This is a genomic window from Streptomyces sp. CA189, assembly GCF_056428985.1.
In genome coordinates, this window is the sequence record NZ_JBWJVM010000050.1 from 50,627 (window position 1) to 64,233 (window position 13,607).

Annotated in this window: 13 protein-coding genes; 5 read left to right on the top strand and 8 right to left on the bottom strand. The window is 71.0% G+C overall.

Annotated elements, in window-relative coordinates:
* Window positions 1–46: 46 nt before the first annotated feature.
* Window positions 47–1,888: a phosphoenolpyruvate carboxykinase (GTP) gene (locus AC061S_RS29685; protein ID WP_478688971.1), complete on the top strand. Its 1,842-nt coding sequence runs from the start codon at window positions 47–49 to the stop codon at window positions 1,886–1,888.
* An 83-nt stretch (window positions 1,889–1,971) separates the two neighbouring features.
* On the opposite strand, the gene AC061S_RS29690 is transcribed toward AC061S_RS29685, so the two are convergent.
* Genes AC061S_RS29690 through AC061S_RS29705 form a run of 4 tightly spaced genes read right to left on the bottom strand, consistent with a single transcriptional unit; the run spans window position 1,972 to window position 6,500 of the window.
* The gene (locus AC061S_RS29690) at window positions 1,972–2,592 is read right to left on the bottom strand and encodes a hypothetical protein (RefSeq protein WP_478688972.1); all 621 of its coding nucleotides are present in this window, start codon (window positions 2,590–2,592) and stop codon (window positions 1,972–1,974) included.
* Window positions 2,579–4,198, bottom strand: coding sequence for a substrate-binding and vWA domain-containing protein (locus AC061S_RS29695; RefSeq protein ID WP_478688973.1), 1,620 nt, complete (start codon window positions 4,196–4,198; stop codon window positions 2,579–2,581). Before AC061S_RS29695 ends, AC061S_RS29690 begins: the two co-directional genes overlap by 14 nt.
* 5 nt (window positions 4,199–4,203) lie before the next feature.
* Window positions 4,204–5,406, bottom strand: coding sequence for a toxic anion resistance protein (locus tag AC061S_RS29700; protein ID WP_478688974.1), 1,203 nt, complete (start codon window positions 5,404–5,406; stop codon window positions 4,204–4,206).
* Window positions 5,407–5,420: 14 nt separating this feature from the next.
* Window positions 5,421–6,500, bottom strand: a complete 1,080-nt coding sequence (locus AC061S_RS29705; protein WP_478688975.1) for a hypothetical protein — start codon at window positions 6,498–6,500, stop codon at window positions 5,421–5,423.
* Between the two features lie 143 nt (window positions 6,501–6,643).
* On the opposite strand from AC061S_RS29705, the gene AC061S_RS29710 reads away from it, so the two are divergent.
* A complete protein-coding gene (locus tag AC061S_RS29710) occupies window positions 6,644–7,225 on the top strand; it encodes a hypothetical protein (protein ID WP_478688976.1) in 582 nt (193 codons plus the stop codon).
* A 105-nt stretch (window positions 7,226–7,330) separates the two neighbouring features.
* Here the strand turns inward: AC061S_RS29710 and AC061S_RS29715 are convergent, their stop codons facing one another.
* Window positions 7,331–7,729 (bottom strand): SCO4983 family protein, encoded by a 399-nt coding sequence (locus AC061S_RS29715; RefSeq protein ID WP_478688977.1) that lies wholly within the window; start codon window positions 7,727–7,729, stop codon window positions 7,331–7,333.
* Window positions 7,730–7,939: 210 nt separating this feature from the next.
* On the opposite strand from AC061S_RS29715, the gene AC061S_RS29720 reads away from it, so the two are divergent.
* Window positions 7,940–9,115: a polyprenyl synthetase family protein gene (locus AC061S_RS29720; protein ID WP_478688978.1), complete on the top strand. Its 1,176-nt coding sequence runs from the start codon at window positions 7,940–7,942 to the stop codon at window positions 9,113–9,115.
* Complete coding sequence (locus AC061S_RS29725; protein ID WP_478688979.1) at window positions 9,112–9,798, top strand: biliverdin-producing heme oxygenase; 687 nt, start codon at window positions 9,112–9,114, stop codon at window positions 9,796–9,798. Before AC061S_RS29720 ends, AC061S_RS29725 begins: the two co-directional genes overlap by 4 nt.
* Here the strand turns inward: AC061S_RS29725 and AC061S_RS29730 are convergent.
* The 3 genes from AC061S_RS29730 to AC061S_RS29740 form a co-directional block, all read right to left on the bottom strand.
* Window positions 9,755–10,966: a pyridoxal phosphate-dependent aminotransferase gene (locus tag AC061S_RS29730; RefSeq protein WP_478688980.1), complete on the bottom strand. Its 1,212-nt coding sequence runs from the start codon at window positions 10,964–10,966 to the stop codon at window positions 9,755–9,757. The genes AC061S_RS29725 and AC061S_RS29730 overlap by 44 nt on opposite strands.
* Window positions 10,967–11,254: 288 nt before the next feature.
* Window positions 11,255–11,488, bottom strand: a complete 234-nt coding sequence (locus AC061S_RS29735; RefSeq protein ID WP_478688981.1) for a DUF977 family protein — start codon at window positions 11,486–11,488, stop codon at window positions 11,255–11,257.
* A gap of 2 nt (window positions 11,489–11,490) precedes the next feature.
* Window positions 11,491–12,702, bottom strand: coding sequence for a PTS transporter subunit EIIC (locus AC061S_RS29740; RefSeq protein ID WP_478688984.1), 1,212 nt, complete (start codon window positions 12,700–12,702; stop codon window positions 11,491–11,493).
* 309 nt (window positions 12,703–13,011) lie between these two features.
* Between AC061S_RS29740 and AC061S_RS29745 the strand changes: the two genes are divergently transcribed.
* A complete protein-coding gene (locus tag AC061S_RS29745; protein WP_478688982.1) occupies window positions 13,012–13,491 on the top strand; it encodes a macro domain-containing protein in 480 nt (159 codons plus the stop codon).
* Window positions 13,492–13,607: the final 116 nt, after the last annotated feature.

A 13,607-nucleotide genomic window follows, 5' to 3' on the forward strand; every position in this document is an offset into this window, starting at 1 on the left:
CCCCCACGGGGCAATCACAAATCAAACCCCTCAACAAGGAGCGATCGTGGCGCGCGACATCGCGGCTGGCACCACTTCCGACGTCCCCACCAAGCACCAGGAGCTCGCCTCCTGGGTCGAGGACATCGCTGCCCTCACCCAGCCGGACCGCATCGTCTGGTGCGACGGCTCCGAGGCCGAGTACGAGGCCCTCTGCGAGGAGCTCGTCTCCAAGGGCACCTTCAAGAAGCTGGACCCGGCCAAGCGCCCGAACTCGTACTACGCCGCCTCCGACCCCTCCGACGTCGCGCGCGTCGAGGACCGGACCTTCATCTGCTCCGAGAAGGAGGAGGACGCGGGCCCGACCAACCACTGGAAGGCCCCTTCCGAGATGAAGGAGCTGTTCGCGGGCAAGGGCGAAGAGGGCGGGATCTTCCGCGGCTCCATGAAGGGCCGCACGATGTACGTCGTCCCCTTCTGCATGGGCCCCCTCGGCTCGGAGCTCTCCGCGATCGGCGTCGAGATCACCGACTCCGCCTACGTCGCGGTCGCCATGCGCACCATGACCCGCATGGGCCGGGCCGTCCTCGACGAGCTCGGCACCGACGGGTTCTTCGTCAAGGCGGTCCACACCCTCGGCGCTCCGCTCGCCGAGGGCCAGGCCGACGTGGCGTGGCCGTGCAACACCACCAAGTACATCTCGCACTTCCCCGAGACCCGCGAGATCTGGTCCTACGGATCGGGCTACGGCGGCAACGCCCTGCTCGGCAAGAAGTGCTACGCCCTGCGCATCGCGTCCGTCATGGCCCGCGACGAGGGCTGGCTCGCCGAGCACATGCTGATCCTCAAGCTCACCCCGCCGGCCGGCGAGGCGAAGTACATCGCCGCCGCCTTCCCGAGCGCCTGCGGCAAGACCAACCTGGCCATGCTGGAGCCGACCATCCCCGGCTGGACCGTCGAGACCGTCGGTGACGACATCGCCTGGATGCGCTTCGGCGAGGACGGCCGCCTCTACGCGATCAACCCCGAGGCCGGCTTCTTCGGCGTGGCCCCCGGCACCGGCGAGCACACCAACGCCAACGCCATGAAGACCATGTACGCGAACACCGTCTTCACCAACGTCGCGCTCACCCCCGACGGCTCCGACGTCTGGTGGGAGGGCATGACCGAAGAGGCGCCCGCGCACCTGGTCGACTGGAAGGGCAACGCCTGGACCCCGGAGTCCGACACCCCGGCGGCCCACCCGAACGCCCGCTTCGCCGTCCCCGCCTCGCAGTGCCCGACGATCGCCCCCGAGTGGGAGGACCCCAAGGGCGTCCCGATCTCCGCGATCCTCTTCGGCGGCCGCCGCGCCTCCGCCGTGCCGCTGGTCACCGAGTCCTTCGACTGGAACCACGGCGTCTTCATCGGCTCGAACATCGCCTCCGAGAAGACCGCCGCCGCCGAGGGCAAGGTCGGCGAGCTGCGCCGCGACCCCTTCGCCATGCTGCCGTTCTGCGGCTACAACATGGGCGACTACATGGGTCACTGGGTCGACGTGGCCAAGGGCAAGGACCAGGCCAAGCTCCCGAAGATCTACTACGTGAACTGGTTCCGCAAGAACGACGCGGGCAAGTTCGTGTGGCCCGGCTTCGGCGAGAACAGCCGCGTCCTGAAGTGGATCGTCGAGCGCCTCGACGGCACCGCCGAGGGTGTGGAGACCCCGATCGGCATCCTGCCGACCGTCGCCTCCCTGGACACCGACGGCCTGGACCTGCCGGCCTCCGACCTGGAGTTCCTGCTCACGGTCGACAAGGAGGTCTGGCGCGACGAGGCCTCGCTGGTCCCCGCCCACCTGAACACCTACGGCGACCACACGCCGAAGGAGCTGTGGGACCAGTACGAAGCGCTCGTCGAGCGCCTGGGCTGAGCCTGCCACCGGGCTGATCAAGCCCCCACCGAACCCCTGCGGCCGGCTGTCCCCGGCCACGGGCTGACGCGGGATTCCCCGACCTAGGATTCCCTGCGACCTTCCAAATAGGTCGTGTGCGTCTGCTGACGGCGGGCCTCCGTTTCACGGAGGTCCGCCGTCATGCGTTCCGCTTCCTCCCGCAGCAGCGTCAGCTGCCGCTCCAGGTGGCGCTCGGGCGATTCGCCGCCCGCCGTGAGCCGGGTCCACCAGCGGGTCCGGTTGTAGGTGTCCACGCACTCCGGCACGTCCGTGCGGATGGCCCGGGTCAGCGCGTGCACCGCCTCCGGGTCGGCGGCCAGCACGCCCGCCACCCAGCCCGGCTCCAGCATCGCCGCGTACAGCCCCAGCAGCCCGGCCAGCACCTCGGCGGGCTCCGCCGGCAGGTCCACCTCGCCGACGTACTCCTCGAGCCGCGCGAAGTCGTCCCGTACGAAGCCCAGCTGCTCGGCGGGCTCCGGCGGTACCGGCGGCGCCGGCACCTCCGGCGGGGCGACGAGCGCGCCCGCCCCGTACAGCCCGGCGACCACCACCGGCCAGTACGTGCCGGCCACCCCGGTGAGGGTCAGGCCCACCCCGACCACCCCGCAGGCGCTGCCGGCCAGGTTCTTCTTCGACTCCAGGTACGCGAGGAGCCGCGCGCCGACCGGCCTACTGGTAGCCACGGATCTCCTCGAAGGCTCCGTCCAGCGAACCGTTGCCGTCGGTGGCGTCGAAGAGCCGCCCGCCGGTCAGTTCGGTGATGTGCGCGAGCTCCTTGCGGTCCGAGTCGCCGAACAGCACCGCGAAGACCGGGGTGTGCTTCTGCGCCTCGGGCAGTCCCGCGTAGAAGGCGTCGAAGTGCTTGGCCCCGACGCCCGCGGTGTTCTCGCCGTCCGTCATCAGCACGATCGAGGTGAAGGCGTCCGCGTTGCCCTTGCCGAGCTGCTGGTACGCCGCCTCCAGGCTGCTGTAGATCGCCGTGCCCCCGTCCGGCCTCAGCGCCTTCACGTCCCCCCGGATCGCGTCCAGGGCGGGACCGGGGTTGCCCGGCTCGACCGTGTGCGTCAGGACCTTCTTCACCTTGTCGCCGAAGGGCAGCAGCGTGACCTCCTCGCGGTCCCGGAACCGCTCCCCGGTGCCCGAACTCCCGGTCCCCGTCAGGTCGGTGAGCGCCGACTTCAGCCGGCCGATCCGGTCCTCCTCGGCCATCGACCCCGAGGTGTCCAGCACGTACACCGTGCGCGAGGGCCGGCGCAGCTCGTTCTCGTAGCTGGCCAGCAGCCCGTCCGCCACCGACCGGGTGCCCGGGAAGGGCAGCTCCCGCCGCTTGTCCGGGTTCAGTCCGGCCGCCGGGGTCACCCCGGCGGCGACCGGCCGCCGGAAGGTCTTCTCGGTGATCGCCTTCTGCGCCTCGGTGCCGCGCAGGTACTCGGTCAGCGCGCGCCCCGACTCGCGGGCCCCGGCCGGGGCCGAGGTCAGCAGGGTCAGCGGGTAGTGGGCCGTGACCACGCCGTCGAGCGGCCGGATCACCGTCAGGCCCGTCTTCGCGTCCCGGTTCATGGACAGCAGCACCGACTCGTAGTTCACCAGCGCGTCCACGTCCCCGCGCTGGCCGTACGCCGTCGCCAGCCAGCCCGAGGAGCCCGAGGTCAGCTTCTGCCCGGTGAAGAACTCCTTCAGCTTCGGCTGCGCCTTCGCCACGTCCGCGTCGGTCAGCGCCGCCTGTGCGCCCGAGAGCCCGGAGGCCACCGAGACCAGGGCGGAGAAGCCGGAGTTGGAGCGCACCGGGTCGGTCATCCCGTACGTCAGCTTCCCGGCGGCCACGGCCTCGTGGACCGCCGACCAGGTGACCGACTCGGGCTTCCAGCCCAGCCGGGCCAGCGCCTCGGGCTTCACGCCGAGGGCGACGGGCGAGGACATCACCGGGGTCTCGCTCGACAGCTTGCCCGCGGCCTCGGGCCGCAGGCGCAGGTAGTCGTTGGAGGAGAGCCAGACGGCGTCGAACTTTCCGTCCGCCGTGCCGGAGGCGATCTGCTCGACCGCGTCGAGGGTGCCCGACATGGTCAGCTCCACGGCGACCCCGGTGGCGGCCTTCGCCGCCTTCAGCACCTCGTCCATGTCGGACAGCTCGCTGGAGGCCAGTACGCGGAGCTTGCCCTCCTGGTACGCGGTCCGCTCCGGCTTCGTGTGGGCGGGATCCTCCGTGCACGCGCTCGCCCCGAGCAGGGTCGCGGCGAGCGCCACCGCCGCGGCGAGCCGTCTGCGCATCACAGCGCTGCGGATGCTCATGCCGTTCATCGGGCGTCGCCGCCTTCCAGGGCGCTCGCGGTGCGGGTGCGCGCCAGGTACGCGGAGGCGTGTCGGAGTTCGCCGGTCAGGGATTCCACGGTGGCGGCCATGTTCTCGGTGGCCTGCACCTTGAAGGTGTCGATGGTGTCGAGCGTCTTGTAGATCTGGGCGAAGGCCGTCCGCAGCGTCTCCGCGCCGACGGCCGGGTCGGCGGCGATCCGCTGGATCTCCCCGCTCTGCGTGGACAGCATCTCCGCGTTGCCGCGGATCAGGCCCTCGGTGGTGTCGCGCAGGCTGTTGATCTGCTGGATCACCTCGCCCTGGGTGTTCAGCGCCTGCGCCAGCATCACGGCGATCCGCAGCGCGGACACCGTGGTGGTCGCGGCCCGGTCGACGCCCTTGATCAGCTCTTCGTTGTTGCGCCGGACCACGTCCATCGCGAGGTAGCCCTGGGCGCAGACGGCCAGCTGGGTCAGCAGGTCCTGGTGCTTCTGCCGTACGGGGAACAGCACGTCCACGCGCAGCGCGTCGGCCTGCTGCGGGTCGCTCTGGCCGGCGATCCGCTGTTCGACGGCCGCGTCCAGGGCTTCGGTGAGCACCGCGTACTCCTGGAGCTTGCCCATGGTCTCCCACAGGCGGGCGCGCTCGGTGTGCAGGGCGGCGTTGTCGCGCCGCAGCTCGTCCTGGCCGCCGCGCAGCGCGCCGACGATCCGGTTGAGGGTGGCTTGCGAGGAGGCGTACTTGGCCACGTGGTCGCGGAACTTGTTGCCGCCGGGCAGCTTGGAGATGAGCTTGCGCACGCCCCTCACCGAGCCGGCCGAGCCGCCTGAACCTTCGCTCGGGTCCAAGTCCTCGACGGTGCGGCGCAGTTCGACCAGCGAGCCCGCTACGCGGGCCTGGGCGTCGCCGCCGCCGTCCGCGGCGAGGGAGCGTACGGCCCGCTCCAGCATGCGGTTGGACTGCTGGGCGGCGCCGCGGATGTCGGCGGAGCCGAGGCCGGCGATCTCCCCGATGCGGTGCGCGAACTCGGGGGAGCGGCTGTCGACGCCGGCCAGCGAGCCGACGTACTCCCCGGCCCGGCGGGCCATCTCCTCGCGCACCCCGTCCTGGAGTGGTACCAGGCCGGAGGCCTGCTCCCGCTGGACGGGGGCCACGGGCTCGGGAGCGGTGAGGACGAGCGGAGCGTTCTCGGGTGGAGTCAGTGTCATGCTGATCGGTCCCCCTATCCCTTGGCGCGGGCGGCGAGCGCCATCAGGACCTTGACGGTCGGTGCGCTGACCTGGCGGATGCCGGTCAGCCCCGGGTTGAGGTACGCGGTGTGCGGCGCGGTGGCGGCGGTGAACTCGGTCAGGCCCTCCGTCGGCCGGAACCCGTGGCGGACCGCGAGCGCGCGCAGCTTCGGGTCCTCGGCGAGCAGGGAGCCGAGCTCCCCGGCCTTCTCGCTGATCGGCACGAAGGTGTGCGGGGAGTTGACGGTGGTGTCCGGGTAGAGCACGACCATGTCGCCCGGATCCTGCTTCTGCTGGAGCAGGCTGGCCACCTGGGACTCGTAGGCGAGGATGAGCGGTTCGCCGCTGCCGCTGATGAAGGAGCGGAAGGGGTCGTCCGTGCTCTGCTCCAGGGCGCCCTGGACGGAGATCAGCTTCTTCATCAGGGGCGCGGTCCGCTCGATGGCGGCGTCGTCGGAGACGACGGCCGAGCTGTTGGCGACGTTCGAGGTGGTGGCGAGGAAGAGCGCGCCCGAGTTGGAGGTGGTGGGGTCGGTGGTCTTGATGAACACCGTGCCGGCCAGCTCGGGGTAGGCGGTGGTGCCGCCCTGGAGCTCCTGCCACTTCTCGTCCTCGGCGGCGGCCTTCAGGAAGGGGCCGAGGAGGAGGGTGCCGGAGTTCTTGCCGGTCATCTTCGCGAGGCCGTGGTCGGTGAGGACCTTGGCCGCGTTGGCCCGGGCGATGACGACGAGCGGGGAGAAGAAGGGCTTGGTGTTCTGCGCGCCCTTCACTCCGGCCGCCGCCTCGATCTCCTTGGCCGGCTCATTGCTGCTGGGGAAGGCGAAGTCGAAGTCCTTCAGGGCGAGTTGGTCCATCGCCCAGGAGCCCGAGGTTTCGGTCTTCACGGTGTAGCCCTTGTCTGCAAGGGCCTTGACGACGTCGGGGTCGCGGAAGAACTCGGACTTCTCCGAACCGATGACGCCGCGCACGGTCTTCGTTGCCGTGCCCTCCGGCTTCTTTCCTCCGATGGCGATGACGGCTATCACGCCGCCGACCAGGAGGACCGCCAGGGCGATTCCTAGGATGCGTCTCACGGGTGCAGCGTGCTCGCGGAAACCCACATTCCGCGCGGAGTTGGGTGAACGCGAGGTGACGAGGCGGTCCCACTTCGAAATGCTGTGTGGGCCCGTGGGTGCTGGTGACCGGGGCGGGCTGCCGGGAGGATCGTTCCATGGGCGTGAGCGCGTTGAAGTGGCAGGGCTGGCTGGTCGCCCTGGTGTTCGTGGCGGGACTGCTGGTCTTCGCCCCGCTGGGGCTGTACGTGTGGGCCGGCGGCGCTCCCGCTGCGCGGCCGGCGGGGGCCGCGCGGGCCGACGTGCGGATCACCGGCTGCCGGATCGACCCGGCGAGCCGCCGCGTGGTCGCCTCCGTCGAGGCGGTCAACGGCTTCCCGGAGCCGGGGGCTTACGTGGTCACGGTGGAGTTCCGCGAACAGCCGCCGCCGGCCGCGCGGGGCCCCCAAGCGCTGGTGAAGGTCCCGGGTGTCGGTCCGGCTGCGCCGGAGCACGCGGAGGCCGTCGGCCCGGTCTGGCCCCCGGCCACGACGCCTTGGTGCGGCATCGCCGCAGCTGTCTTCGCCCCGGACCCGCCCTTCGCCCGTTCCCTGGGGCTCCGCCCCAGACCCCGCGCCTCAAACGCCGGCGAGGCTGAATTTGCCGCTGCGCGGCACAATCCAGCCCGTCCGGCGCACACCTCAGCCCCGCCGGCGTTTGAGGCGCGGGTCCGGGCAGCGCCCGGGGAACGGGCGAAGGGCGGGTAGGGGACAAGCCCCGCAGGGCCGGGGGCGGCCGGAGAGGGGTGCACGTTCAAGCCCCGCAGGGCATGGCACCCGGTCCGGAGCCTCCGCGGCCCCGGACCGGGGCCGTCAGTGGGCGCCGACGAGGTCGAGCGCGGCGGTGTGCGCGTCCATGCGCTCGGCGGCGAGGATCGCGACCGTGGTGTCGGCGCGGGACGCGGCGACGAGCAGGGCGCGGGCGGCGAGGTCGTGGGCGCGCTGGTGCAGCGAGGCGACGGCCTCGGCGTCGGGCTCCTGGCCGGGGCGCCGGGGCGCGCGGGCGGGCTGGGCCCCGCGCAGGCGGGTCACCTGGGCGGCGATGCCGGCGGCGGCTTCGTCGAGGCCGAGCTCGTCGGTCACGGTGAGCAGCGCCGCGAGGTGCCCGGCGAGCTGGATGTCCAGGGCTTCGGCGCGGCTGCTGCGGGGATAGTCGCTGCGGTGGGCGCCTATGCGGGGGTCGACCGCCTTGGTGCGTGTCGGCTCGTACATGGGAGTCCTCCTGCGTGGTCAGAGGGCCATCCTACATTGGATCCGTTCTAAAGTTGAGCTGAATCTTGGTCGCGCGTGTCGGCTTAAATGGGACTTGTGGCGTCCGGGGAACGGCAGCCACGCTTCTTCATTCGGTACCGCAGGCGTGATGTTCCCGCGGGCCGACGTTCGTAAAGTTCGGGGTGGGCGGAAATGGCTGGGGTCAAAGGCATGTCGGATGTGCCGGGCATATCCGCTGTAGAGGCAGTGGTACGGAGCGACGCGGCGCTCCTGGAGGAGGACCTGGCGGCCTTCCTGGCCTCCCTGGCCACCGCGCCCGCGCGGCAGGAGCCGGGGGCGGGGCCGCCGGCCGCGCCGGAATCGGTGTACGAGGCCGTGCTGGCGCGTTCCCTGTACGCGCCCGTCGCCGACGCGGTCGGATCGAAGGTGGGCCAGCCGGCGCTGGCGCCCACCGCGGGAGCGCCCGCCGGCCGGGCCCCGCTGCGCCCCTCGATGGTGTTCTGGGCCTACCGCAACTACCGGGGCTTCCCCGGCCCGGCCGGGGAGGAGGACTCCTCGGCCGACCTGGCCGCGGTCCGCCGCGCGGCGGTGGCGGTACGCGTGCTGCTGAAGGCGGCGGTCGCCCTCGACGACATCCAGGACGGCAGCGGCATCCGCTACGGCGAGCCCGCCCTCCACGTCGCCCACGGCATCCCGCTCGCCCTCAACACGGGCTCCCTGCTGATCACCGCGGCGCTGGAGCACGCGGCCGAGCCGGCCGTCGTACGGAGCCTGCTGCGGTCGGTCGGCCGGGGCCTCACCGGCCAGGCCGTCGACGTCTCCACGCGCACCGCGCTCACGCGCGCCGAACTGATGGCGGCCCCCCTCGCCGAGCGGGTGGCGTTCTGGGAGTCGATGGCCGCGCTCAAGACGGGCACGCTCTTCTGGATGCCGCTGGACGCGGCGGTGGCGGCCCTGGGCGTCGTGGAGGAGGAGCGGCGGGTCCTGGACGGGGCCATGCGCGACCTCGGACTGGCCAGCCAGCTGTTCAACGACCTGACCGACTTCGTGCCCGGGTTCGGCGGCCGCAACACCCACGAGGACTACGGCCAGTTGAGCAACCGGGTCTTCCTCGAACTGCTCGACTCCGCGCCCGCGGACCAGCGCGCGTCCGGCGAGCTCGTGGGGGCGCGGCTCAAGGAGTTCGTGCTCGGCCACCCGGACCTGCGGCAGACGCTCCTGCGCCTCGCGGCGCAGGCGGTGGAGCTGAAGCGCGCGGCGATGGGGGCGGTGCGCGGCGTGTGCCGCTCCGAGGAGAGCGCGCGGTACTTCGACGTGACGATCGAACGCAAGGGACACCTCATCGACCGGCTGCACGCCACGCTCCTGAAGGGCGAAGAGGCGTGAGCCCCACGGACGGCCCCACGGACGGCCCCACGGTGGTCGAGCGCATACGGGCGAGCACCCGCGGCCGGCACCAGGAGCTGGAGGACACCCCCTTCTCCGTCGGGATGCTCGCCGGCACGCTCCCGCTCGACCGGTACGTCGACCAGCTTGCCGCCTACCGCGTGGTCCTGAAGGCGCTGGAGGAGGAACTCTGCCGCGCCACGGACCCGTCCGTCGCCTCGGTGTGGTCGGCGGACCTGGTCAAGCTCCCCCTCGTGGACCGCGACCTGATGTACTTCGCCGAGGACGGCGTGTTCCCGGCGTCCGCCGCGAAGGGCCCGGCCGGGGCCTTCGCGCGGGAGGTCCGCGCCGCCGCGGCCGCGGACCCCCCGGCACTGCTCGGGTTCCTCTACGTGCTGGAGGGCTCCACGCTCGGCGGCATGATCCTGCGCCGGTACGTCACCGAGGCCTACGGGCTGCGCGGCACGGACGGCGTGGCCTACTACGCCGCCGGCGACCGCGAGCGCTGGGTCCGCTTCACGGCGCGCATGGACGAGGCGCTGCCCGAGCCCGGGCAGCAGGACCGCGTGATCACCGCCGCCGGGCGCGCCTACGACCACGTCGCCGCGATCACCGGGGCACTGTCCTCCGGGCTCGTGCCTACGGCTGGCTGTACCCGTCGAGGAAGTTCCCGATCCGGGTGACCGCGTCGGCGAGGTCCTTCGCGTTGGGCAGGGTCACGATCCGGAAGTGATCGGGCTCGGGCCAGTTGAAGCCCGTACCGTGCACGACCATGATCTTTTCCTCGCGCAGCAGGTCGAGGACCATCTGCCGGTCGTCCTTGATCTTGTAGACGGACGGGTCCAGCTTCGGGAACAGGTACAGCGCGCCCTTGGGCTTCACGCAGGTGATGCCGGGGATCTGCGTCAGCAGGTCGTACGCCGTGTCGCGCTGCTCCAGGATCCGGCCGCCGGGCAGCACCAGGTCGTTGATCGACTGCCGGCCGCCGAGGGCGGTGGCGATGGCGTGCTGGGAGGGCATGTTGGCGCAGAGCCGCATGTTCGCCAGGATCGTCAGGCCCTCGATGTACGACGAGGCGTGCTTCTTGGGCCCGCACACCGCCATCCATCCGGACCGGTAGCCGGCGACGCGGTAGTTCTTGGAGAGCCCGTTGAAGGTGAGCGTCAGCAGGTCCGGCGCGATGGCGGCGGTGTTCGTGTGCGTGGCGCCGTCGTAGAGGATCCGGTCGTAGATCTCGTCCGAGCAGACGACCAGGTTGTGGCGGCGCGCGATGTCCGTGAGCCCGCGCAGCATCTCGTCGTCGTAGACGGCGCCGGTCGGGTTGTTCGGGTTGATGATCACGATCGCGCGGGTGCGGTCGGTGACCTTGCGCTCGATGTCGGCGAGGTCCGGCATCCAGTCGGACTGCTCGTCGCAGCGGTAGTGCACGGCGGTGCCGCCGGCCAGGCTGACGGAGGCGGTCCACAGCGGGTAGTCCGGCGCCGGGACGAGCACCTCGTCGCCGTCGTCGAGCAGCGCCTGCATCGACATCTGGATCAGCTCGGAGACCCCGTTGCCGATGTAGATGTCCTCGACGTCCAGGTCGATGCCCTTGGTCTGGTAGTGCTGCATGACCGCGCGGCGCGCGGAGAGCAGCCCCTTCGCGTCCCCGTAGCCGTGGGCGTTGCCCAGGTTGCGGAGCATGTCCTCAAGGATCTCCGGCGGGCACTCGAAGCCGAAGGCCGCGGGGTTGCCGGTGTTGAGCTTGAGGATGCGATGACCTGCTGCTTCGAGCCGCATCGCCTCTTCGAGCACGGGGCCGCGGATCTCGTAGCAGACATTGGCGAGTTTCGTTGACTGGATCACCTGCATGACGGGAGCTTACGGGTCCTGATGCGGGCGCGCTCCGGTATTGGACCGGGAGCGGAGGGGTGGGCGGCGGACCGATATGTCCCCTTTCGCGCAAAGCTTGGGTACGGGCGCCAGGAGCCCTTGGAAACCGGGGCCGGGGCCCCGCTCCGGCCTGCGGAATGGGTGGGCCGGGCGCAGGGGGTCGGACCGGTGTTGCGCTCGTCACCCTGTCGGGTCCGGGGTGCGCGAAAAGGGGCGGGGCACCACCGGTCGGTCGGTGGTGCCCCGCCCCTGCTTTCGGGGTGGCGCTCAGGAGGTCGTCGAGGTCATCGAGGCTGTCGAAACCGCTCCGGAGCGGATCCGGTGGATCCGGCCCCGGGCCGCCAGGTGCTGGAGGTCCCGGTGGATCGTCATCCGGCTGACGCCCAGGTCCCGTACGAGGTCCGCGACCCGTACGCGGCCCCTGGCCCGTACCGTGCCGGCGATCAGCTCGCGCCGCTCCTCGCAGGGCATTCCCCGGCCGGGAGTGCGCTGCGCGGGCACGGTTACTTCGCCTCGGCCTTGAGGATCTCGGCGAGCTCCTCGTCGGACTCGCGGCCCGGCGTCGGCAGGTTCCACTTGGTGATCGCGAAGCGGAAGATGAAGTAGTACAGCGCCGCGAAGCAGAGCCCGATGCCGGCCAGACCCCACGGGTTGGACGCGATGCCGAGGTTGAGGAAGAAGTCGATCGCGCCGGCCGAGAAGCCGAAGCCGTCCTTCATTCCGAGCGACCAGGTCAGCGCCATGGACACACCGGTCAGGACCGCGTGGATCGCGTAGAGGACCGGGGCGATGAACATGAACGTGAACTCGATCGGCTCGGTGATGCCCGTGACGAAGGCGGTGAGCGCGAGGGAGAACATCATGCCGCCGATGACCTTGCGGCGCTCGGGGCGCGCGCAGTGGGTGATGGCGAGGCAGGCGGCCGGGAGGGCGAACATCATGATCGGGAAGAAGCCGGTCATGAACTGTCCGGCGCTCGGGTCGCCGGCGAGGAAGCGGGCGATGTCGCCGTGCTTGCCGTCGAACTCGCCCGCCTGGTACCAGGGGAAGGAGTTCAGGAGGTGGTGCATGCCGACGGGGATCAGCGCGCGGTTGGCGACACCGAAGATGCCCGCGCCGACGGCGCCGGAGTTGACCAGCCACTCGCCGAAGCCGTGGATGCCCTTGCCGAGGACCGGCCAGATCAGACCCATGACGATGCCGATGACCAGGCCCGAGAAGGAGGACAGGATCGGGACGAGGCGGCGGCCGCCGAAGAAGCCCGCCCAGTCGGGGAGCTTGGTCCGGTAGAACTTCTGGTAGAGCAGGGCGGTGACGATGCCCATCACGACGCCGCCGAGGACGCCCGCGTTGACGGGTGCGTTGACCAGGGCGACCTGGTGGTCGACGACCTTCTCGACCTGCGGGACGTTGCCGTCGGTGAAGGTGTCGAGCACGTTCGAGAAGACGAGGTAGCCCGCGACGGCCGCGAGGCCGGTGGAACCGTCGGCCTTCTTGGCGAAGCCGACGGCGATGCCGACGGCGAAGAGCAGCGCCAGGTTGTTGAAGATCGCGTTGCCGCCGGCCGCCATGTACGTGGCGATCTCGTTGCACCAGCCGGGCAGGGAGGCGCTGCCCAGCATGTCCTCCTGGCCGAAGCGCATCAGCAGCGCGGCGGCCGGCAGCACGGCGATCGGCAGCATGAGGCTGCGGCCGAGGCGCTGCATGACCGCCATCGCGGTGGAGTTCTTCTTGGCAGACGGGGCCGTCTGCTCGGCTGTACTCACGGTTGCTTCCTCCAGAGGAAACGGGTGTGTTGCCAAGGCAGGCAGCGCTTGTGTGGGCTGGGCAACAGCTAGGGAAAATGCGCCATTTGCAGCGCGATGTTCCACTTGTAACACGCTTAAAACCGCATAAACCCATGGTCGGACAGACTGTGGACCTACGACCCGAAGGCTGAGGCCCCACGCCCCCCGAGCCGTGTGCCTTCCGGCGATGTCAGAGGGTCCGGTTACCTTCCGAGCAGGGGAGAGGAAGGGGGGATCATGCAGCAGCCGACCGTCATCCGAGGGGACGCGAGCAGTCCGCAGGCCCGGGGGCCGAAGATCATCGCGCACGTCTGCAACGACCTCGGGGGCTGGGGGAAGGGCTTCGTCCTCGCGCTCTCGAAGCGCTGGAGCGAGCCGGAGGCCGCGTACCGGGCCTGGCACAGGGGCCGCAGCGGGAACGACTTCGCGCTCGGCGCGGTACAGATCGTCCAGGTCCGCCCGGACACCTGGGTCGCGAACATGGTCGGCCAGCACGGCATGCGCACCGGCAGTGGCGGCCCGCCCGTCCGCTACGAGGCGATTGAGCACTGCCTCGCGCTCCTGGCGGCGCACGCCACTGAACTGGGGGCCTCCGTCCACATGCCCCGCCTCGGCTGCGGGCTCGCGGGCGGTAAGTGGTCACGCATCGAGCCGCTGATCCGGGACGGTCTGTGCGCGAAGGGCATACCCGTCACGGTGTACGACTTCGGCTACTGAACTTGATTGGGTGATGTCGGGGCTGTTCGCCTGACAGCGTCCGGGTCGTTCCGGTAGCCCTGATGCTGTGAGGTACGCGCAGGGCGGCGGTTTGACCGACGCCGAGAGGGCCGCGC